Origin of the sequence: Allobosea psychrotolerans (genome assembly GCF_002917105.1) — a bacterium.
Classification (GTDB): Bacteria; Pseudomonadota; Alphaproteobacteria; order Rhizobiales; family Beijerinckiaceae; genus Allobosea; species Allobosea psychrotolerans.
Window position 1 is genome coordinate 99,491 of sequence record NZ_PQFZ01000013.1, and the last position, 18,909, is coordinate 118,399.

General features: G+C 66.9%; 17 protein-coding genes. 11 read left to right on the top strand and 6 right to left on the bottom strand.

Annotated elements, in window-relative coordinates; all coding sequences use genetic code 11:
- The first annotated feature begins 63 nt into the window (after positions 1–63).
- The gene (locus CYD53_RS20275) at positions 64–1,764 is read left to right on the top strand and encodes a SulP family inorganic anion transporter (RefSeq protein ID WP_103719957.1); all 1,701 of its coding nucleotides are present in this window, start codon (positions 64–66) and stop codon (positions 1,762–1,764) included.
- Between the two features lie 196 nt (positions 1,765–1,960).
- Here CYD53_RS20275 and CYD53_RS20280 read toward each other — a convergent pair whose 3' ends face one another.
- On the bottom strand, positions 1,961–3,340 hold the full coding sequence (locus tag CYD53_RS20280) for a TIGR03808 family TAT-translocated repetitive protein (protein WP_181011952.1): 1,380 nt from the start codon (positions 3,338–3,340) through the stop codon (positions 1,961–1,963).
- Positions 3,341–3,624: 284 nt separating this feature from the next.
- Positions 3,625–4,632: a methylmalonyl Co-A mutase-associated GTPase MeaB gene (meaB, locus tag CYD53_RS20285; RefSeq protein ID WP_103719896.1), complete on the bottom strand. Its 1,008-nt coding sequence runs from the start codon at positions 4,630–4,632 to the stop codon at positions 3,625–3,627.
- Between the two features lie 136 nt (positions 4,633–4,768).
- Between meaB and CYD53_RS20290 the strand changes: the two genes are divergently transcribed.
- From CYD53_RS20290 to CYD53_RS20300, 3 genes are all read left to right on the top strand, one after another.
- Entirely contained in the window at positions 4,769–5,920 is a 1,152-nt protein-coding gene (locus CYD53_RS20290) for an alpha/beta hydrolase (protein ID WP_181011953.1), read from the top strand.
- Between the two features lie 174 nt (positions 5,921–6,094).
- Positions 6,095–7,093 (top strand): alpha/beta hydrolase, encoded by a 999-nt coding sequence (locus CYD53_RS20295; RefSeq protein WP_425428328.1) that lies wholly within the window; start codon positions 6,095–6,097, stop codon positions 7,091–7,093.
- 296 nt (positions 7,094–7,389) lie between these two features.
- A complete protein-coding gene (locus tag CYD53_RS20300; RefSeq protein ID WP_103719899.1) occupies positions 7,390–8,319 on the top strand; it encodes an alpha/beta hydrolase family protein in 930 nt (309 codons plus the stop codon).
- Between the two features lie 149 nt (positions 8,320–8,468).
- Here CYD53_RS20300 and CYD53_RS20305 read toward each other — a convergent pair whose 3' ends face one another.
- Positions 8,469–8,927, bottom strand: coding sequence for an Lrp/AsnC family transcriptional regulator (locus CYD53_RS20305; protein ID WP_103719900.1), 459 nt, complete (start codon positions 8,925–8,927; stop codon positions 8,469–8,471).
- Between the two features lie 149 nt (positions 8,928–9,076).
- On the opposite strand from CYD53_RS20305, the gene CYD53_RS20310 reads away from it, so the two are divergent.
- On the top strand, positions 9,077–10,360 hold the full coding sequence (locus CYD53_RS20310; protein ID WP_103719901.1) for a cystathionine gamma-synthase family protein: 1,284 nt from the start codon (positions 9,077–9,079) through the stop codon (positions 10,358–10,360).
- A gap of 225 nt (positions 10,361–10,585) precedes the next feature.
- Here the strand turns inward: CYD53_RS20310 and CYD53_RS20315 are convergent, their stop codons facing one another.
- The 3 genes from CYD53_RS20315 to CYD53_RS20325 form a co-directional block, all read right to left on the bottom strand.
- Positions 10,586–11,299, bottom strand: coding sequence for an SH3 domain-containing protein (locus CYD53_RS20315; RefSeq protein ID WP_103719902.1), 714 nt, complete (start codon positions 11,297–11,299; stop codon positions 10,586–10,588).
- A gap of 145 nt (positions 11,300–11,444) precedes the next feature.
- Entirely contained in the window at positions 11,445–12,527 is a 1,083-nt protein-coding gene (locus CYD53_RS20320) for a hypothetical protein (protein ID WP_103719903.1), read from the bottom strand.
- A 270-nt stretch (positions 12,528–12,797) separates the two neighbouring features.
- The gene (locus CYD53_RS20325) at positions 12,798–13,565 is read right to left on the bottom strand and encodes a DUF3750 domain-containing protein (protein WP_425428326.1); all 768 of its coding nucleotides are present in this window, start codon (positions 13,563–13,565) and stop codon (positions 12,798–12,800) included.
- Between the two features lie 283 nt (positions 13,566–13,848).
- On the opposite strand from CYD53_RS20325, the gene CYD53_RS20330 reads away from it, so the two are divergent.
- From CYD53_RS20330 to CYD53_RS20355, 6 genes are all read left to right on the top strand, one after another.
- The gene (locus CYD53_RS20330) at positions 13,849–14,916 is read left to right on the top strand and encodes a polyamine ABC transporter substrate-binding protein (RefSeq protein WP_245928349.1); all 1,068 of its coding nucleotides are present in this window, start codon (positions 13,849–13,851) and stop codon (positions 14,914–14,916) included.
- A 52-nt stretch (positions 14,917–14,968) separates the two neighbouring features.
- On the top strand, positions 14,969–16,144 hold the full coding sequence (locus tag CYD53_RS20335; RefSeq protein ID WP_103719906.1) for an ABC transporter ATP-binding protein: 1,176 nt from the start codon (positions 14,969–14,971) through the stop codon (positions 16,142–16,144).
- A 243-nt stretch (positions 16,145–16,387) separates the two neighbouring features.
- Positions 16,388–17,287, top strand: a complete 900-nt coding sequence (locus tag CYD53_RS20340; protein WP_103719907.1) for an ABC transporter permease — start codon at positions 16,388–16,390, stop codon at positions 17,285–17,287.
- Positions 17,284–18,078, top strand: coding sequence for an ABC transporter permease (locus CYD53_RS20345; RefSeq protein WP_103719908.1), 795 nt, complete (start codon positions 17,284–17,286; stop codon positions 18,076–18,078). The genes CYD53_RS20340 and CYD53_RS20345 overlap by 4 nt, the downstream gene beginning before the upstream one ends.
- 96 nt (positions 18,079–18,174) lie before the next feature.
- Positions 18,175–18,429: a hypothetical protein gene (locus CYD53_RS20350; protein ID WP_103719909.1), complete on the top strand. Its 255-nt coding sequence runs from the start codon at positions 18,175–18,177 to the stop codon at positions 18,427–18,429.
- A gap of 102 nt (positions 18,430–18,531) precedes the next feature.
- A complete protein-coding gene (locus tag CYD53_RS20355; RefSeq protein WP_103719910.1) occupies positions 18,532–18,906 on the top strand; it encodes a hypothetical protein in 375 nt (124 codons plus the stop codon).
- Positions 18,907–18,909: the final 3 nt, after the last annotated feature.

Consider the following 18,909-nt stretch of genomic DNA (forward strand, 5'->3'; position numbering starts at 1 on the left):
CGCGACGGATTGCCATCCCGCCTGATCGGGACGATCCTCGCAGCCCGATGACGGTGCATGGCCATGCCGCAACTCCCGATCTCGCCGGGTTCTGAACGAAGCATCGCGGCTGAGCCGGCGCCCGGGGTAGGGGCATCGCGCTTCCCTGGGCTCGGCCGCGACATCGTCGCCGGGCTGACGCTCGCGGCGATCACCATTCCCGAGCAGATGGCGACCGCGCGTCTCGGCGGCTTCGAGCCGCAGATCGGCTTCTTCGCTTTCGTTGCGGCCACTTTGGGCTTCGCCGTCTTCGGCGCCAGCCGCCTCCTCACCGTAGGTGCCGATTCGACGATCACGCCGATCTTCGCCGGAGCGCTCGCCGCACTTGCCGGCAGCGGCGGCAATCTGGGCCACACAGCGCCGACGCTGGCGCTCCTGGTCGGCGTGCTGCTGCTGCTCAGCGGCGTGCTGAGGCTCGGCTGGATCGCGGCTCTGCTGTCGACGCCCGTCATCACCGGCTTCCTGGCCGGCGTGTCGATCCATATCCTGGTGTCGCAATTGCCTGGCCTGTTCGGCCTTCCCGGCGGCAGCCACAAGCTCGTCTCGCAGGTTCAGGAGATCTATGCGCAAAGAGGCGCGATCAACCCTGTGTCGACGGCGATCGGCCTGTCCGTGCTGGCGATCATGCTGGTCTGCGAGCGCATCACCGCGCGCTTGCCGGGCGCGCTGATCGCGCTCGGGCTGGCGACGATGGCGGTGATGCTGTTTCGGCTCGAGGCGCGCGGCGTCGCGGTCCTCGGCGTCCTGCCCGAGGGCTTGCCGCCGCGCTTCAGCCCGGATCTGGGCTGGGAGGATTTCCGGCAGCTCCTGCCGCTGGCGCTGATCATCAGCCTGGTCGTCATGATGCAGACGGCGACCGTCAGCCGCTCCTTCCGCGATCCCGACGGGCGGGAGGCCAATGTCGACCGCGACTTCCTCGGCCTGGGCGCCGCCAATCTGCTCGCCGGGCTGGCGGGCGCCTTTCCCGTCAATGCGAGCCCGCCGCGCACCGCGGTGGTGGTCGAAAGCGGCGGTGGCAGCCAGCTTGGCGCGCTGACGGCGGCAGCCCTGGTGCTCGCTTTGGCGCTGGCGGGCGGCGCGCTGCTCGCCCATGTGCCGGAGGCCGCGCTGGCAGGCGTCCTGCTCTGCGTCGCGCAGCGGATCTTCCGGCTCAGCACGATCCTGACCATAGCGCGGCAGGCGCCGGCCGAATTCGCCCTGATCCTGTGCACCGCATTCGCAATCATCCTGCTGCCGATCGAGACCGGCGTCGCCATTGGCGTCGGCCTGTCGCTGATCCACGGCGTCTGGATGACGACGCGCAGCCAGCCGATCGAGTTCAGCAAGATCGCGGGGACGACGATCTGGTGGCCGCCGGGCGAGGGCGGCGAGACCGAACCGGTGCCCGATGTCCTCGTCGTCGCCTTCCAGGCGCCGCTGCTCTTCGCCAATGCGCAGAGCTTCCAGCACGGCATGCTGGACCTGCTCGAACGTCAGCGCCCGGCGCTCCTCGTCCTCGAGGCGGGTGGCATCGCCGCGATCGACTACACCGCCGCCCAATCGCTCCTGGCCCTGGCCGGTGTCTGCCGCGACCGGGGCATCGCCTTTGCGATCGCCCGCGTCGAATCGGTGCGGGCGCGCCAGGCCCTGCAGCAATTCGGCGTCGTCGCCGCGATCGGCCAGGACCATCTCTTCCACAGCGTCGACGAGGCCGTCGGGGCGCTGCGACCCGGCGCCAGCGTCTAACGATTTGCGGGAAACACTGCCGTCATTCCGGGGCGATCCGAAGGATCGAGCCTGGAACCCAGAGCCGATGCGGGTTCTCCATAACGCGCTCGCATGGCGAGCCTCAAACGTCGCGCGCATCGGTTCTGGGTTCCGGGCTCAGGCCTGCGGCCTGCCCCGGAATGACGGCGGTGTTTCATTGCGCCCTGGTTTCGCCTCAGCCGACCGCGTTGTTCTCCACCTTGACGCCGGCGGCCCTGGCATCGGCCGTCTTCGTCAGATCGCCGGTCACGGCCCGGCCGTATTCGGTTCCCACCACCGCGCCGCTCCTCGCCTCCGCGATGGTGTTGTTGGCGATCAGCGCGTTGCGCTCCTTCGGCACCAGCGAGACCGAGATGCCGATGCCGGTCTTGCGCACCATATTGCCGGTCGCGACGAGGTTGCGCATGCCCCAGGACCAGCCGAGCGAGATGCCGATATCGCTGGCGTCTTCGATGACGTTGCCGGTCACCGCCGCTTCCGCCTCGACATGTACGCCGGCGCCGCCGATGAGCTCCTTGCCCTTCGGCGCAAAACCCTTCCGGGCGTTGCGGATGATGTTGCTGGCGACGACGCTGAGCCTGCCGCCATGGTCGAGATTGGTGACGTTGATCCCTTGCGCGCAATCCTCGACGAGGTTGCCGGTGATGAGCGCGCCCTCGAAGGCGAATTCGGCATAGAGCCCGGTCTCGCCGCAGCGGCGGCCCTGATTGCCGATGATCTGCACGCTGGAGCCGGAATTGTTGCGGATGAAGGTCAGCGCGCAATCGCGCAGGCTGTTGCCCTCGATGATGACGCCGCCGGCCTTGAACAGGCTGATGCCGTTGCCGTTGGGGCCGTCGCCGCCGGCATCCGAGCGGATGCGGTTGAGGCGGTTGCCACGAATGATCGACTGCTCGTCGCCGGGCTGGCTGCGCCAGAGCTGGATGCCGTTATTGCCGCAATCCTCGATTTGGTTCTGCTCGATCGAGAGCCCGCGCGAATCCAGCGAGAACAGGGCGGATTCGCGCATGCTGCGGAAGCGGTTTCCCAGGATGCGGCCGCCCGTGCGGTCCAGTCTCAGGCCGATCGAGCCGGCATTGGTGAACTCGCAATCCTGCAGGCTGAGATCCAGCACCTCGTCGGCGCTCAGCAGGCCGCTTCGTTGGGCGATGCGGATATCCAACCCATCGAGCCCGATGCCGACGAGCGCGGCGCGCTTGATCCCGCGCGCCAGCAGGATGGGGCCGGCCTGCGCAGCCGTGAACTGCGTTGCGCCAGGGACGCCTATCAGCCGGGCGCCCTCGGGCAGGGTCACATTGGCGATGCGGTATCGGCCGGGCGCGACGATCAGGGGCGCATCGCGCCTGGCCGCCTCGATCAGGGCGTTCTGCAGCATGCGCGACTGGTCGTCCGGCGAGCCCGCGCGCAGGCCGAACTGCGCCGCCTCCAGGCCGAACTGCCCGAGCGCGGCGGAGCCCGCCGCGCGCTTGGGCGCTTGCGCCGATACGCCGGGTGCATGGGCCATGCCTGTGCCAAAAAGCGCCGCAGCCAGCAGGGAACGCCGGGATAGAGCCATCGAAGCCTCCGTGAGCGCCGGGTGCTTCAAGCGGCGTGCCGTGGCTGCTGTCCCGCCTTGGGATGGTGTCCGGGCCTGAGAGCACGTTGGAACCACTACCGTCATTCCGGGGCAGGCCGTAGGCCTGAGCCCGGAACCCAGAACCGCAGGTGGAAAAGAAAGAGTACGCGACCGGGTCGCTTCGTTCGGCAGTGACAGCGGTTCTGGGTTCCAGGCTCTTCGCTGCGCGAAGCCCCGGAATGACGCGTGGTTCCGGTGAAAATCATCAAGCTTCCGGCAGGCTCTCACAGCCCGAGCGCCTGGGCGATCTCTTCGGCGGCGAGCGTCGGCGCGAGCCTGCCCGCTGCCACCGCCGCCTCCAGCTCTGGCGTGCGCGCCTTCAGGGCCGGGTCGTGGCGCAGTCTTGCCTGCAGCCGGTCCTGCACCATCGCCCACATCCACTTCACATCCTGCCGGCGGCGCTTCTCCGCGATCAGCCCTTTCGCCTCGTGCCGGGCGCGATGGGCCTCGACCTTGCTCCAGAGCGCCTCGAGCCCCTCGCCGGTCAGGCCGGAGATGGTGATGACGGGCGGCGACCAGAGCGGCGAGGCGGGGGCGAGGATATGCAGCGCCGCCTGGTATTGCGCGGCCGCCGCCCGCGCTGCGGCGGCGCCCGCGCCATCGGCCTTGTTGACCGCGATCATGTCGGCGAGCTCGATGATGCCCTTCTTGATGCCCTGCAATTCGTCGCCGGCATTGGGCAGCATCAGCACCAGGAAGAAATCGGTGAGATCGGCGACCGCCGTCTCCGACTGCCCGACGCCGACGGTCTCGACCAGGATGACGTCGAAGCCGGCCGCCTCGCAGAGCAGCATGGTCTCGCGCGTCTTGGCCGCGACGCCCCCGAGCGTGCCGGAAGACGGGGAGGGGCGGATATAGGCGCATGGGTCGACCGCGAGACGCGCCATCCGGGTCTTGTCGCCGAGGATCGAGCCGCCGCTGCGGGTCGAGGACGGATCGACCGCCAGCACCGCGACCTTGTGGCCCTTGGCGGTGAGATAGCTGCCGAGCGCGTCGATCGTGGTCGATTTGCCGACGCCCGGCACGCCGGTGATGCCGACGCGGATCGCTTTGCCCGCTTTGGGCAGGAGCTGCTGGATCAAGGCCTGCGCCTGCCGCCGGTGATCGGCCCGGCGCGATTCCACCAAGGTGATGGCGCGCGCCAGCGCCGCCCGTTCGCCGGCGAGGATCGCCTCGCCAAGCGCCGGGACGGACGCGGAGGAGACGGAAGCGGGGGAGGAAGCATCGCTCATGGCGCTGAGCTAACAAGGCTTGGGCATGGGCGACAAGGCTTGGCCGACAAGGCGTCGATCCGTCGTCACTGTGTCATGGATACATCTTGATCATGCGCGGCCTGGGTGAGAGCTATGCGGGATGAGGCGTGTGCTGTTGCAGTTTCGTTTGGCCCCGGTGCTCCTGCTGGCTGCGTTGGCGCTCTCCGCCTGTGGCGGGCAGTCGCGAACCCTGTTGCTGACCGCCTCGGAGAAACAGGGCGACATCGTCGGCAAGGTCCGCATGTTCGTCGCGACCACGCGGGCATCCTCCGACCTGCCGGAATATTTCAATGGCGAGCGCGGGCTGGCGCTCGGCTTCGCCAAGCTCAACATCACCGTTCCGCGCAGCCACAAGTCCGGCGAGCTCGAACTGCCCGATGCCGGCGCTGCAGCTGATCCGGCGAAGCATTTCGCTGTCGTCGAGGTCGACCGCCTCGACCTGTCGCCGGTCGTCGCCGAGGTCAGGCGCGAGATCATGCGTCGCCCGGCCTCCGAGCGCGACGTGCTGGTCTTCGTACACGGCTACAACACGAATTTCGCCGATGCGGCCTATCGCTTCGCGCAGATCGTCCATGATTCCGGCTTCAAGGGCGTGCCGGTGCTGTTCACCTGGCCCTCGCGGGGCCAGCTCCTGCAATACCCCTATGATCGCGAGAGCGCCTTCTATTCGCGCGATTTCCTGGAGGCGAACCTCCGCGCCATCTCGCGTGAGATCGGTACGACGCGCATCGACATCCTGGCCCATTCGATGGGCACCCTCCTGACGCTGGAGGCGGTGCGGCAGGCCGCGATTCGCGGCGACGGCGGCTTCGGCGGCAAGCTGCGCGACATCATCCTCGCCGCGCCCGATGTCGATCTCGACGTGTTCAAGACGCAGATGCGCCAGATCAAGCGGCCGGTGACGGTCTTCGTCTCGGCCGATGACCGGGCGCTCGCCTTCTCCAGGCGCTTCGCCGGCGACAAGACGCGCCTGGGCGCGATCTCGTCCAAGGACACCGAGATCGTGGCGGAGCTGGAAAAGCTCGGCGCGCGCATCATTGACATCTCGGACATCTCGACAAGCGACAGCCTGAACCACGCGAAATTCGCCGCCTCGCCCAAGGTCGTGCAACTGATCGGCCGCCGCCTCGAGGCCGACAAGGGCATCGCGACGGCGGGACCGGGCCTGGGCGACAAGCTCGGCGACGTTGCCAGCGGCGTCGTCGGCACGGTCGGATCGACGGTCAATCTCGTAGTCACGGCGCCGGCTGCGATCGTCGGCCGCTGAGAGAGCCATTGGGATGAGGGCTCGAAAATTCAATCAGCCTCCCATCCCAATCAGGCTCCAATCCTGATCAGCCTCGAACACGCCGCAATCTGGCCGCGTTAGCGTGGCGTTAAGGCCGTGCTGGCCAACTCGGCCACCTCCTGACGCTTTGGATAGTCTCCACCCATGCCAGATTTGCGGCACGCATCCCTTTGCCGACGCTCCCTGCTGCTCGCGCTGCTGTCCACGACCCTGGCAGCCTGCGCGCAGACCGAAGCCGCCGTCTCGCCCTTTTCCGAGCCGACGCGCGCGGACGCATCCGCCCTGGGCAAGGAGCCGACGCTCCTGGTGGTGACCACGCGCAAGCCGACCGGCGGCGGCCAGCCCTTCTTCGGTCCGGAGCGCGGGACCCTGACCTTCGCCGAGGCGCAGCTCTCTCCTCCCGGGCGCGGCATCGCCGGCCGGGTCTCCTCCGTCGTCAATGGCGATTGGGCCGTTCTCGGGCTCGATCGCCGGACCTCGACGGGGGCGGCCCGCAGCTTCGCCGAGGCCGTCAACGGCCGCGACGTGCTGCTTTACGTGCATGGCTACAACGAGACCTTCGAATCCGCGGCACGCAGCGCGGCCCAGCTTTCGCATGCGCTCGAATTCCAGGGCCGCACGGCCCTGTTCAGCTGGCCGTCCGGCGGGGCGCTGCTCGACTATGGCTATGACCGCGAAAGCGCGCTCTGGTCGCGCGACGGTTTCGTCCAGGCGCTGCGGGCCCTGGTCAACAACCCCACCGTCGGGCGCATCCATATCGTCGCGCATTCGATGGGCACCTTCCTGACGCTGGAGGCGCTGCGCGAATTGCGTGCGGAGACCGACGTCTCCTCGCGCATCGGCGCGATCGTCTTCGCCTCGCCCGATGTCGATATCGACGCCTTCGAGCAGACGGTCTCGAAGCTCGGCCCGCTGGCGCAGCGCATGACGCTGATCATCGATCCGGGCGACCGGGCTCTCGCCGTATCCGCCCGCATTGCCGGCGGCGTTGCCCGCGCCGGCGCGGCGGAGCGCGCGCGGCTGGAGGCGCTGGGCGTGCGCGTCGCCGATACCTCGGGGCGGGGCTGGAGCATGCTGCGCCACGACCTCTTCCTCTCCGACAACGAGGTCACGCTGGTGGTGCGCCGGGCGATGGAGCGCGTGGGCGCCTGAGGGTTTTGAGACCGGCCTGCGACCGAGGCTCCCCCGTCATTCCGGGGCGATCCGAAGGATCGAGCCCGGAACCCAGAACCGATGCCGCCGCTTGAGAAGGCATGGGGCGCGGGTTCGCTTCATGACAACACGCATCGGTTCTGGGTTCCGGGCTCAGGCCTGCGGCCTGCCCCGGAATGACGGGCGAGAACAACGCCATCGCTCAGCGCTGAAGGCCGTCAAGATGAGCCATCGCGCTTGCCCGTCATCGCCTCGCGACGCAGGATCGCGCTGGGCGATGATGCAAGGTACTGACGATGATCAAGCTCTCGACGATGGCGGCGATGCTGGCCGCCTGTATCTCCGTATCCGTTGCCACGCCTCTTGCCATACCCTTTGCGACGCCCCTCGCGGCGCATGACCTGACGCCTTTCCAGGAGGTCGGGCGCGGCCATGTGCTGCATGAAGACGTTTCGCCGGCGGGGAGCGAAACGATCAATATCGAGACCTATGTCCCGCAGGCCTGCGCCAGCAAGCCGTGCCCGCTCGTCATCGCGGTGCACGGCCTGGGGCGCAACGCCGCCAATACACGCGACTACTGGATCGGATCGGCCGATCGCCACGGGCTGCTGATTGCGGCACCGCATTTCGACAAGGACCGCTTCCCGACCCGTCTGTTCCAGCAGGGTGGCGTCCAGGGCGAGCCCGACCATGCGAAATGGCTCTATGCGGTGATCGAGCGCTTCTTCGATGCAGGCCTGAAGAGCGGCCGCGTCTCGGGCTCGAGCTATGTGCTCTTCGGCCATTCCGCCGGGGCGCAGTTCGTCCACCGCATGGTGATGCTGATGCCGCAGGCGCGCTTCTCGACCGCGATCTCGGCCAATGCCGGCTATTACACCTTGCCCGTCGGCAAGGATGCGGCGGGTGGGTTCAGCTTTCCCTATTCGCTCGACGGCACGCCGGCGACGGATGCCAGCCTCAAGGCCGCTTTCGCCAAGCCTCTGCTGATCATGCTGGGCGATCAGGATGTCGACCCCAACCATCCCCAGTTGAACACGAGCAAGGGCGCGGAGGCGCAGGGCCCCAACCGCTTCGCGCGCGGCCAGAACTTCGTCGCGGTCGCAGCAGTCGAGGCGAAGCGGCTCGGCGTCGAAAGCCGCTGGCGCGAGATCACCGTGCCCGGCGTCGCCCATGAGCAGAAGAAGATGGCGAGTGCGGCAGCGGCGGCGCTGTTCGGCGGGCAATAGGGAGCAAGGCCATCCGCGCTGCCATCGCGAGACCACCCACGCCGTCATTGCGAGCGCAGCGAAGCAATCCACGGGGACGTCGAGCTCTGCCGCTCTGGATTGCTTCGTCGCTTCGCTCCTCGCAATGACGGCGTGGGTGGCGCCGATGTCTAAAGCGGCGGCAGGCCGTTGCGCTTCTTGATCACGGCCAGCGCGAAATTGGATTCGACCGACTGGATGCATTTCAGGCGCGTCACCTTCTGCTTCAGGAAGCGCTCATAGCCCTCGATGCCGTCGGTCAGGACGCGCAGGTGATAATCCTGGCTGCCGGTCATCAGATAGCATTCGGTGACCTCGCTCCAGCTTTCGACGGCCTTCTCGAACTCGGTGATGTTCTCCTGCGTCTGCTGCGACAGGCGCACCGAGACGAAGACGCTGAAGGGCAGGCCATAGGCTTTTGCATCGACGATCGCGGCATAGCCCTTGATGACGCCGGTCTCCTCCAGCCGCTTCAGCCGGCGCAGGCAGGGTGTCGGCGAAAGCCCGACCTTCTCGGACAGCTCCTGATTGGTGATGCGGCCATCCTCCTGCAGCACGGCGAGGATACGGCGATCGATGGAATCGAGCATGGTCTGCTCCTGTTCGGCTCATCATTGGCAGAAAGCTGCATCAAGCGCCTTTACGGCAATGATGATCGGTCATGCAATGCCGTGGCGAAAGGCGTAACCTGACGCTCACGAGCCATGGGCGAACCGTGCCGCCGCGGAGGACATAATCGATGAGCGAAGACAGCTACCACAAGGACCGGATCGCCAACCGCAAGCTCCATCCGGAAACGCTGATGATGGGCTTCGGCTATTCGCCGGCGATGTCGGAAGGCTCGCTCAAGCCGCCGATCTTCCTGACCTCGACCTTCGTCTTCCAGAACGCCCAGCAGGGCAAGGATTTCTTCGACTTCACCTCCGGCCGGCGCCGGCCCAAGCCCGGCGAAAAGCCGGGCCTGGTCTATTCGCGCTTCAACCACCCCAATATGGAGATCCTCGAGGATCGCCTGGCGATCTGGGACGAGGCCGAGAAATGCGCGGTCTTCGCCAGCGGCATGGCCGCGATCGCCACAACCTGCTTCGCCTTCCTGCGCCCGGGCGACACCGTCATCCATTCGCGCCCGCTCTATGGCGGCACCGAGACGCTGCTGAAGAACCAGATGGGCGCCTTCGGCGTCACGCCCTTCGGCTTCACCGACGGCCTCGACATCGCGCAGATGCGCGACACCGCCAAGGCCGCGGCCGCCAAGGGGCGCGTCGGCATGATTCTGGTCGAGACGCCGGCGAACCCGACCAACGGGCTGGTCGATCTCGCCGCCTGCGCCATGATCGCCGATGAGCTGGAGAAGTCCCAGGGCCACCGCCCGCCCGTCGTGGTCGACAACACCATGCTCGGCCCGAAATACCAGAAGCCGCTGAAGCAGGGCGCCGATCTCTCGCTGCTCTCGCTGACCAAATATGTCGGCGGCCATAGCGACCTCGTCGGCGGCTCGATCAGCGGCTCGGACGCGCTGGTGCGGCAGGTCAAGAGCTGGCGCGGCTCGCTCGGCACGCAGCTCGATCCGAACTCCTGCTGGATGCTGATGCGCTCGCTGGAGACGCTCGATATCCGCATGAGCCGCGCCAATGAGAACGCCAAGCTGGTGGCGGAGTATCTCTCCAGCCATCCCAAGGTGGCCAAGGTGCATTATCTCGGCGATCTCCGGGATGGCGACCCGCGCAAGGCGGTGTTCGACCGGCAATGCACGGCCGCCGGCTCGACCTTCGCCTTCGACGTCAAGGGCGGCGAGAAGGAGGCTTTCGCGCTGCTCGACAACCTGCAGATCATGAAGCTCGCGGTCTCGCTCGGCGGCACGGAGACGCTGGTCTCGCACCCCGCCGCGATGACGCATTCGGGCGTGGCGAGGGAACTGCGCGAGGAGATCGGCCTGACCGATGCGCTGATCCGCATCTCGGTGGGAATCGAGAATATCGAGGACCTGATCTCGGATCTGGCGCAGGCGCTGGAGGCGGTCTGAGGCGGGATGCTAGGCGGCGGCGTTGGAGGCTGATGATTTCAGTCTGAACCACGCCGTCATTCCGGGGCGACCCGTAGGGTCGAGCCCGGAACCCAGAACCACAGGTGGTGACGAGATAAGCGCTGCCGATGATGAGGCCTGAATCCCAGTTCCGTCGGTTCTGGGTTCCGGGCTCAGGCCTGCGGCCTGCCCCGGAATGACGGTGGCGGGGCAATTCACGACGCTCTAGAACCCGCTGCAGCTGGTTTCCTGAATCGCGCAGATCTGGTTGAGCCAGGCCCGGAAGCGGCCCGGCGGCAGCCCGCTCTGCGCGGTGGGCGCGATATCGAGCCGCTGCCCCAGGGCGTCGCCGGCGGGCAGGGGCCCGAACTCGACCAGGGCCCATTTGCCCTGGCAGCCGATCAGCCGTCCTACAGCCCGCAAGCCGTCATTGTCGAGCGTCAGCCCGGCCTCAGTGCCGAGCACGATGGCCGCCTTCTCGCTCGGCTGGGCCCGGCCGGCCTGGCTTTGCGTCTTGACGGTCAGCTTCTGGCCGCTGACCCAGCCTCGCCCGCCATACATCGCCCGCTCGCGCGCGCCGGTCAGCTGCGCGTTGTCGCGGGCGTTGCGGATGCGGAACCAGCCCTTGGCGCCGGCCGTGATCTCGACCTCGACCATCACGGAGAGCCCTTCGATCTCCTTGCTGAGCGTCACGGGCGGCAGCCGCCCGACGATGCCGAAGCCCGTCCCTGGCCCCGAGCGGACATTGAGGCCGGCGGGATCGGTCTCGGTGACGAAGGCGCCGATCGCGCAGGCGGTTTCGCCGGGCGGGGCCTCGATCGGGCGCTCCTGGGCGCAGGCCGTCGCGACCGACCAGGCCGAGGCGATGATGGCCGCGGCTAGCGCAGGAAGGCTTTTAGAGGCTGTTTGGCCCCCCGAGCCCTCATCCTGAGGAGCCATTCCCTTGGGAATGGCGTCTCGAAGGATGCTCCAGGAGGCTCCGGAACTATCTGGAGCATCCTTCGAGACGCCGCTTCGCGGCTCCTCAGGATGAGGGCTGGAGTTTCCCAACAGGCTCTTTCCGATCGGCGGCGTGGGCATGGCGTCAGCGCGCCGCGTTGACGAGCACGTAGAACAGCGAAGACGGCTTTCCGACCGTCGCCAGGAACGCCTTGAAGCGGTTCGAGGGGATGGTCTGGCAGCCGGCGGACCAGGTGTCGGGCTCGAGCACGCTGTCCTTGCCGCCCTGGTGGATAAACATCGAGGTGCCGGCCTTCCTGGGGTCGATCCGGCTGGGGTCGGCCGTGGTGAAGCGCCCGTCGCCGTCGGTGTCGCGCTCGACGACCTGTGTGATCTTGGTCTGGAAGGCGCGGGCGCCGACATGCCCCCCTGGTTTCTCGTAATAGTGATAGGTGCCCTCGATCAGCCGGCCGAGATCCCTGATCTTGTCGCTGTTGATGTCTTCGCCGTCGATCTTGTTGAAATGCACGCCGCCATAGCGCCGGTCCTGCCGGCTGGAGGCACGTTGCGAATACTGGGCGCCGGGCTCGGTGCAAATCGGAAAGATCGTCGACATCCCTGTCGATCCGATCCTGCGCAGGACGACGAGCCTGTCGTCATAGGAGCCCTCGCCGTGATGCGCGAGCGTACTCGTTTCATTGCGCAGGGACAAAAGCGAGACCATGCCGCCCCTGAAATAGGCTCGCGCCATCGGGCTCGCAAAACGCCGGAACACGGCGGCGTAGGCATCGAATTGCTGCTTCGGCGTCTGAAAGTAGAGCTTGCCGCCATCGGGCCTGCACAGCCGCACCGCCTCGATCTGCTCCCACAGCGCCCGGTTGTCGCGCCTGCGCAGCGCAGCCTTGGCCACCTTGCCCAGGCGGATCTCGGCGGCGCGCCAGACATAGTCCTGCAGCGACCAGGGCACGGTCTCGACCAGCGCCAGCCAGGCCTCGACATCGAGGCGCGCATGGCTGGACAAGGCCTTGTTCAATTGCCGGCCGAAGGCCGCGAAATCGAGCGGTCTTTCCCTCAGCCAGGCAGGCGGGCGATGGTCCTGGGCGACGGGCTGGCCTTTGGCTGCGGGCTGCTCCGAGACGACTGCCAGATTTGCGCGCGCGTCGGCGCGCGGCTTGATGATCCAGGAGGGCTGATCGCGCCCGCCGATCGTCAGATCAGGCCACGGCATGCAATCGCTCCGTCATGGCAGGCCCTTGGAGCCAGGCAGCTTCGGTTGGCAGCGGGCTGAAACTAACCATTCGTCATAGGGCTGCGCAAGCGTGTCGGCAGCTGGAGAGCGTCATTGTCAGGCTTGCGCCCCGAGAATCTCATGACCAGAGAATCTCCTGGCCAGAGCGCTCTGGTTTACGAGATGGCCGGGTCAAGCCCGACCGTGACGCGCTTGGGATCCCGGCGCTCCGCTTCGCCTGGGATGACGCGGTATTTCCGAGCAAGGGCTCTAGAAACCCACGCGCCCCCAGCCCGGCAGCTTGAGGGCGGGGTGGCGCAGGTCGAGGCCGGCGACGAGGCCGAGAAGGTTGAGCTCCACGCCTTCGACCCAGCCCAGCGTCACGCCGGCAAGGCCGAAGAGCGAGGCCTGCACGCCGGTGCGGCTCGGGGTGAACCCGGCGAAGAGCCCCTCATCGCGCCAATCCTTGCCGATCGCCGTCGACGGCAGGGCCTGGGAGAGTTCGGGAACCTCGGCCAGCACATGCTGGACGAAGCTGTTCGAGTTCGGGCCGGGCCAGGCGAGATAGCTGCCCGGCGCGGGATAGGCGTAATCGGTAACGGCGGCGCGGATGCGCGGGATCATGCGTTCGGCTTGCTCGCCCCGGATTTCGGCGACGGGTTCAGGTGCGTTGCCGAACCAGCGGCCATCGGCCTCGCGCAGGTTGACGCGCACCGGCGTGCCCCAGCCGACGACGTCGAAGCGGGTGTAGGTGCCGGCGCCCTTCTCCTTCACCACGATCCAGGAATGATGCGCGAAGATGCCGCGCCAGCGCCCGACGCGGGCGGCGAAGACATGTACCACCGCCTCCGGTTCGCTCGCGGCTGTCGGCAGGAGCCTGGCGCTTGACCAGTCGGCCCCGCGCCAGTCGCTGGCATTGGCCTGCAACGACCACCAGGCGGCGTGGGTCGCCACCGGCAGCAGGAACAGGATGGCAAAAAACGTGAGGAAGCGGCGCAGGTGATGCATCCACCAGGATATGTGGCCGCCATGTTGCATCGCAAGGTCGCGGCCGCGACGACTGCGCGTCGTGCCGCGATCACAATGACTTGAGGCGCGCGAGCAAGCTGCAAGAGCCGGATGATGTCAGATGGGCTCACAAAGTGATCCCATCTGACATCTGAATCCGTCTCTCATCAAAGAGTTAGAGCAGGATTGATGCGAAAAACCGGTTTCCACTTTTTCGTATCCTGCTCTAGCTTGCGCGGCGATTGCGACAAGGGGGAGCAGGCTTTCGATGACTGAGTGTGGTTGGGCGAAGGGAGTTCTTGCGGGCGCGGCGATGGGGTTCGCGCTTCTCGCTGGGGGCGCTGCAAACGCGCAGACCAAGGAGCTGCGGATCTATAACTGGTCCGATTATGTCGATCCCGAAGTGCTTGATGCCTTCAAGAAGGAGACCGGGATCACAGTCGTCTACGACACCTTCGACCAGATGGAGACGGTCGAGACCAAGCTGCTCGCCGGCAAGACCGGCTATGACCTGATCGTGGTCACGGCCTCCTTCCTGCCGCGCCATATCCCGCTCGGGCTCTATGCGCCGATCGACGCCAGCAAGGTTCCGAATCTGAAAAACGCCTGGCCGGAGATTCAAGGGCGGCTCGCCAAATATGATCCCGGCAACAAATACGCCGTCAACTATATGTGGGGCACCACCGGCATCGGCTACAACGTCGCCAAGATCAAGGAGCGGCTCGGGCCAGACGCCGTGATCGACAGCTGGAAGATCATCTTCGAGCCCGAGCAGCTCAAGAAGCTCTCAAATTGCGGGGTGCATGTGCTGGATGCCGTCGAGGAGATGTTCCCGGCCGCTCTGCGCTATCTCGGACTGAACCCGGATTCCAAGGCCGAGGCGGACCTCAACAAGGCCGGCGAATTGCTGCGCAAGATCCGGCCGCACATCCAGAAATTCCATTCCTCGGAATACATCAACGCGCTGGCAAACGGCGATATCTGCCTCGCCGTCGGCTATTCCGGTGATGTGCTGCAGGCCAGGAAGCGGGCCGAGGAGGCCAAGAACAAGGTCGAGATCGCCTATGCCATCCCGAAGGAGGGCGCCTTGATGTGGTTCGATTCCTTCGTCATCCCGAAGGATGCGGGCAACCCCGAGGCGGCGCTGGCCTTCATCGATTTCGTCAACCGCCCGGCCATGGCGGCGAAGAACTCCGACTTCATCCAATATGCCAATGGCAACCTCGCCTCGCAGCCCTTGCTCTCGGCCTCGGTGCGCGGCAATCCCGGCATCTACCCGCCGGAAGCCGTAATGGCGCGGCTCTATACGATCACGCCCTACGACCAGAAGTCGCAAAGGCTGGTCAACCGGCTCTGGACCCGCGTCAAGACGGGCAAGTGACCGGGCGGCAAGTGAGCGAGCGGCACGTGAACGGGGCCAGGTGAGCACGGCAATGGGGCAGGGGACGTTCGCCAAGCGCAAGGCCTCGCCGGGCAGCGTGCGCCGCGCCTTCCAGCCCTGGAACGACCCGCAGGCGCGCCCGCTGGTGGAGTTCCGCAATGTCACCAAGCGCTTCGGGCCCGTGACGGCGGTCGATGGGCTGTCGCTTTCGCTCTATCCGCGCGAATTCTTCGCCCTGCTCGGCCCTTCCGGCTGCGGCAAGACCACGCTGATGCGGATGCTGGCGGGGTTCGAGCGGCCCGATTCCGGCGCGATCCTGCTCGACGGCGTCGACATCACTGCCGTGCCGCCGCATCTGCGCCCGGTCAACATGATGTTCCAGTCCTATGCGCTGTTTCCGCATCTCAGCGTTGCCGACAATATCGGCTACGGGCTGAGGCGCGAGGGCTTAGCCAGGCCCGAGATCGCTCGCCGCGTCGCGGAGATGCTGGCGCTGGTGAAGCTCGAGGGGCTCGGCGCGCGCCGGCCCGACCAGCTCTCCGGCGGGCAGCGCCAGCGCGTCGCGCTTGCCCGTTCGCTCGCCAAGCGGCCAAAGCTCCTGCTGCTCGACGAGCCCATGGCAGCGCTCGACCGCAAATTGCGCGAGGCGACGCAGTTCGAACTGATGGATCTGCAGAGCACGCTCGGCACCGCTTTCATGGTCGTCACCCATGATCAGGACGAGGCGATGACGATGGCCGACCGCATGGCGGTGATGGACCATGGCCGGCTGGTCCAGATCGGGCCGCCGGATGTGATCTATGAGGCTCCGGTCAGTCGCTATGTCGCCGAGTTCGTCGGCGACATCAATGTCCTGGAGGGGCGCGTCTCGGCCGTCGAGGGCGATCTCGTCAGGGTCGAGAGCGCTGTCGCAGGTCCGCTCGAGCTGGATGAGGATGCGCCCGGCTTCGCGCTGGGCGACACACTGCTTGTCGGCTTGCGGCCGGAGAAGATCGCGCTCAGCCATGACGAGCCGGCGCAAGGCCTCAACAAGGTCAGGGGCGAGATCTGGGACATCGGCTATCTCGGCGACGTCACCATGATCCAGGTCATGGTCGGCGGCGAAGGCGGCACGCTTTTGAAGGTTGCGCTGGCCAACCGCACAAGGCGGATCGAGCGGCCCTTCGCCTGGGACGATGCGGTCTGGCTGTCCTGGGACGTCGAAGCCGGGCTGGCTCTGGCGCCATGAAGAATTTCACGCTCCCTTCGACCGGAATGGGCGCGGAGAACCCTCTCCCGAAGGGAGAGGGCAGGGTGAGGGGTAGGCCGTTTGATGCTTTAGCCGTGACCTTACCGCTGCTTCGCTGTGAGGGTCGCGCTTGACTGGTCAATGGGCCTACACCTCACCCCTGCCCCTCTCCTTGCAGGAGAGGGATTCCCCGCGCGTTCTGCGGCAAGCGGCGCATGGGAGCTTTAGAGAGGGGCTGGTGTCATGAGCGCCACCTCCCGCCAGCGGCTCGGCTGGCTCGTGCCACTGATCCCCTATCTCTGGCTGCTCGCCTTTTTCCTCGTGCCCTTCGCGATCGTGCTGCGCATGGCGTTCTCGCATGCCGACACGGCACTGCCGCCCTATGCGCCGCATTTCGCAGGTTTCGCTGCGATCGGAGAGTTCCTGGCCGCGCTCGATCTCGATAATCTCCGCCTGCTCGCCGACGACGCGCTCTACTGGCAGAGCTATCTCTATTCCTTGCGCATCGCCGGCCTGACGACCTTGCTTGCGCTCGCGATCGGCTATCCGCTTGCCTATGCGATGGCGTCCGCTCCCAAAAGCTGGCGAGGCGCCTTGCTCGTGCTCGTCATCCTGCCGTTCTGGACCTCCTTCCTGATCCGCGTCTACGCCTGGATCGGCATCCTGCGGCCCGATGGTTTGCTGGACGCGGCGCTGATGGGCCTTGGCCTGACGCGGGAGCCGCTCAGGCTGATGAACACCGAGGCCGCCGTGCTGATCGGCATGGTCTATTCCTATCTGCCCTTCATGGTGCTGCCGCTCTTTGCTGAGCTCGAGAAGCTCGATCGCTCCCTGCTCGAGGCCGCCGCCGATCTCGGCGCCAGGCCGTGGACCGCCTTCCTGACCGTGACCTTGCCGCTCTCCATCCCCGGCGTGCTCGCCGGCTGCGCGCTCGTCTTCATTCCGGCGGTCGGCGAGTTCGTCATTCCCGATCTGCTCGGCGGCCCCGACACCATCATGATCGGCAAGGCGCTGTGGACGGAGTTCTTCTCGAACCGCGACTGGCCGCTCGCCTCGGCGGTGGCGGTCGTGCTCCTCGTCCTGCTGGTCCTGCCGCTGGTGCTGCTCCAGCGCGCGCGCCTCGCGCGGGGAGGGGCGGCATGAAACGGCTCGGACCTGGCCTCATCCTGGCGCTCGTCGCCGGTTTCGCCTTCCTCTATTTGCCGATCCTGGCGCTCATCGCCTATTCCTTCAACGCCTCGCGCCTCGTCACCGTCTGGGGCGGGTTCTCGACGCATTGGTATGGCGCGCTCATGCGCAACGAGCCGCTGCTCGACGCCGCCTGGCTGAGCCTGCGACTGGCCTGCGTCTCGGCGACGCTGGCCACGGTGCTGGGCACGCTTGCGGCCCTGGCGCTGGCGCGCCATGGCCGGTTTCGCGGCCGGACCCTGTTCTCCGGCATGGTGCTGGCGCCGCTCGTCATGCCGGAGGTCATCACCGGCCTGTCGCTGCTCCTGCTCTTCGTCGCGGCTGAAATCGAGCGCGGCTTCTGGACCGTGACGATCGCCCACGCGACCTTCAGCCTGGGTTTCGCCTGCATCGTCATCCAGGCGCGGCTCGTCGGTTTCGACCGCTCGCTCGAGGAGGCGGCGCAGGATCTGGGCGCGACACCGCTTATGACCTTCTGGACCGTGACCTTGCCATTGATCTGGCCGGCGGTCGCGGCGGCCTGGATGCTCGCCCTCACGCTCTCGCTCGACGACCTCGTAATCGCGAGCTTCACCACCGGGCCGGGCGCGACGACCCTGCCGATGCGGCTTTATTCAGCCGTACGGCTCGGCGTCTCCCCCGAGATCAACGCCGCCTGCACCTTGATGATCGGCGCGGTCGCTGTCGCCGTGATCGCAGCCTCGCTCCTGCTCAAGCGCGAGCGGATGGCCGGCGCGGATAAATAGCAGGTGAATGGCGGCCTCAAGCCCCGTTCAGCCCCGGCATGCGAATGTCCAGGTCAGGCGAGGGGGTGTCCTTCGCCGTCAGACAGGATAGGGACCATGTTCCGCACATTCGCCGGCCTCTCCACCCTCGCCATCGGCGCTGCGGCGCTGGCTGTCGCGAGCTTCGCGCCGATCACATCCGCGAGCGCCTTCGACGGCCGCTATGGGCGCGGCTATGAGCGTGCGGACTATGGTTGGCGCCCGGCGCCGCCCGTCGTCCACGGCTATTGGGGCCGGCGCTATTGGCACCATCAATATGAGGGCCGCGGCTTCCGCGCACCGCCGCCGCCCTATGGCTATGGCTGGCGCTGAGTTAAGGCATCAGGCGGCGGGCGCGCTTGCGCCTGCCGCTTCTCGGGCGTTGCGGCATGTTTCGCCAAATGGAACAAAACAGCTGAGCGGGAGGTTTCTGTGATGGAAACGAGGACCACGATCATGATCCGCAAGACCCTCATCGCTGCCGCGACGACGCTGGTTCTCGGCGCAGGCTTCGTCGGCCTGGGCGGCGTGGCCGCGCCGAGTTCGGCTCAGGCTCAGTGGCGCGACTATGATCGCCCCTATTACGGCCAGCGCCGGCATTACCGCGAGCGCGCCTATCGCCCGCAGCGGCCTGCTTATGGGCGAACTTATGGGCGAAGCTATAACGTGCCTGCCGGCCCGGGCGGCCTCGGCCGCGCCGGGGTTCTGCCGGACGGGCGGCGCTTCTACACGCCGCCGGGCCGCGAATTGCCGGGCGGGCAGACCTACGAGACCTCTCCCAGGGGGCAGGGAACGGGCGGGTATAACTGATCG

Bases quoted from the DNA above. Each gene is read 5' to 3' on its own strand.
- CYD53_RS20275 (WP_103719957.1), top strand. From the start codon at position 64: ATGCCGCAACTCCCGATCTCGCCGGGTTCTGAACGAAGCATCGCGGCT.
- CYD53_RS20280 (WP_181011952.1), bottom strand. From the start codon at position 3,340: ATGGCTCTATCCCGGCGTTCCCTGCTGGCTGCGGCGCTTTTTGGCACA.
- meaB (WP_103719896.1), bottom strand. From the start codon at position 4,632: ATGAGCGATGCTTCCTCCCCCGCTTCCGTCTCCTCCGCGTCCGTCCCG.
- CYD53_RS20300 (WP_103719899.1), top strand. From the start codon at position 7,390: ATGATCAAGCTCTCGACGATGGCGGCGATGCTGGCCGCCTGTATCTCC.
- CYD53_RS20305 (WP_103719900.1), bottom strand. From the start codon at position 8,927: ATGCTCGATTCCATCGATCGCCGTATCCTCGCCGTGCTGCAGGAGGAT.
- CYD53_RS20310 (WP_103719901.1), top strand. From the start codon at position 9,077: ATGAGCGAAGACAGCTACCACAAGGACCGGATCGCCAACCGCAAGCTC.
- CYD53_RS20315 (WP_103719902.1), bottom strand. From the start codon at position 11,299: ATGGCTCCTCAGGATGAGGGCTCGGGGGGCCAAACAGCCTCTAAAAGC.
- CYD53_RS20320 (WP_103719903.1), bottom strand. From the start codon at position 12,527: ATGCCGTGGCCTGATCTGACGATCGGCGGGCGCGATCAGCCCTCCTGG.
- CYD53_RS20325 (WP_425428326.1), bottom strand. From the start codon at position 13,565: ATGCAACATGGCGGCCACATATCCTGGTGGATGCATCACCTGCGCCGC.
- CYD53_RS20330 (WP_245928349.1), top strand. From the start codon at position 13,849: ATGGGGTTCGCGCTTCTCGCTGGGGGCGCTGCAAACGCGCAGACCAAG.
- CYD53_RS20335 (WP_103719906.1), top strand. From the start codon at position 14,969: ATGGGGCAGGGGACGTTCGCCAAGCGCAAGGCCTCGCCGGGCAGCGTG.
- CYD53_RS20340 (WP_103719907.1), top strand. From the start codon at position 16,388: ATGAGCGCCACCTCCCGCCAGCGGCTCGGCTGGCTCGTGCCACTGATC.
- CYD53_RS20345 (WP_103719908.1), top strand. From the start codon at position 17,284: ATGAAACGGCTCGGACCTGGCCTCATCCTGGCGCTCGTCGCCGGTTTC.
- CYD53_RS20350 (WP_103719909.1), top strand. From the start codon at position 18,175: ATGTTCCGCACATTCGCCGGCCTCTCCACCCTCGCCATCGGCGCTGCG.
- CYD53_RS20355 (WP_103719910.1), top strand. From the start codon at position 18,532: ATGGAAACGAGGACCACGATCATGATCCGCAAGACCCTCATCGCTGCC.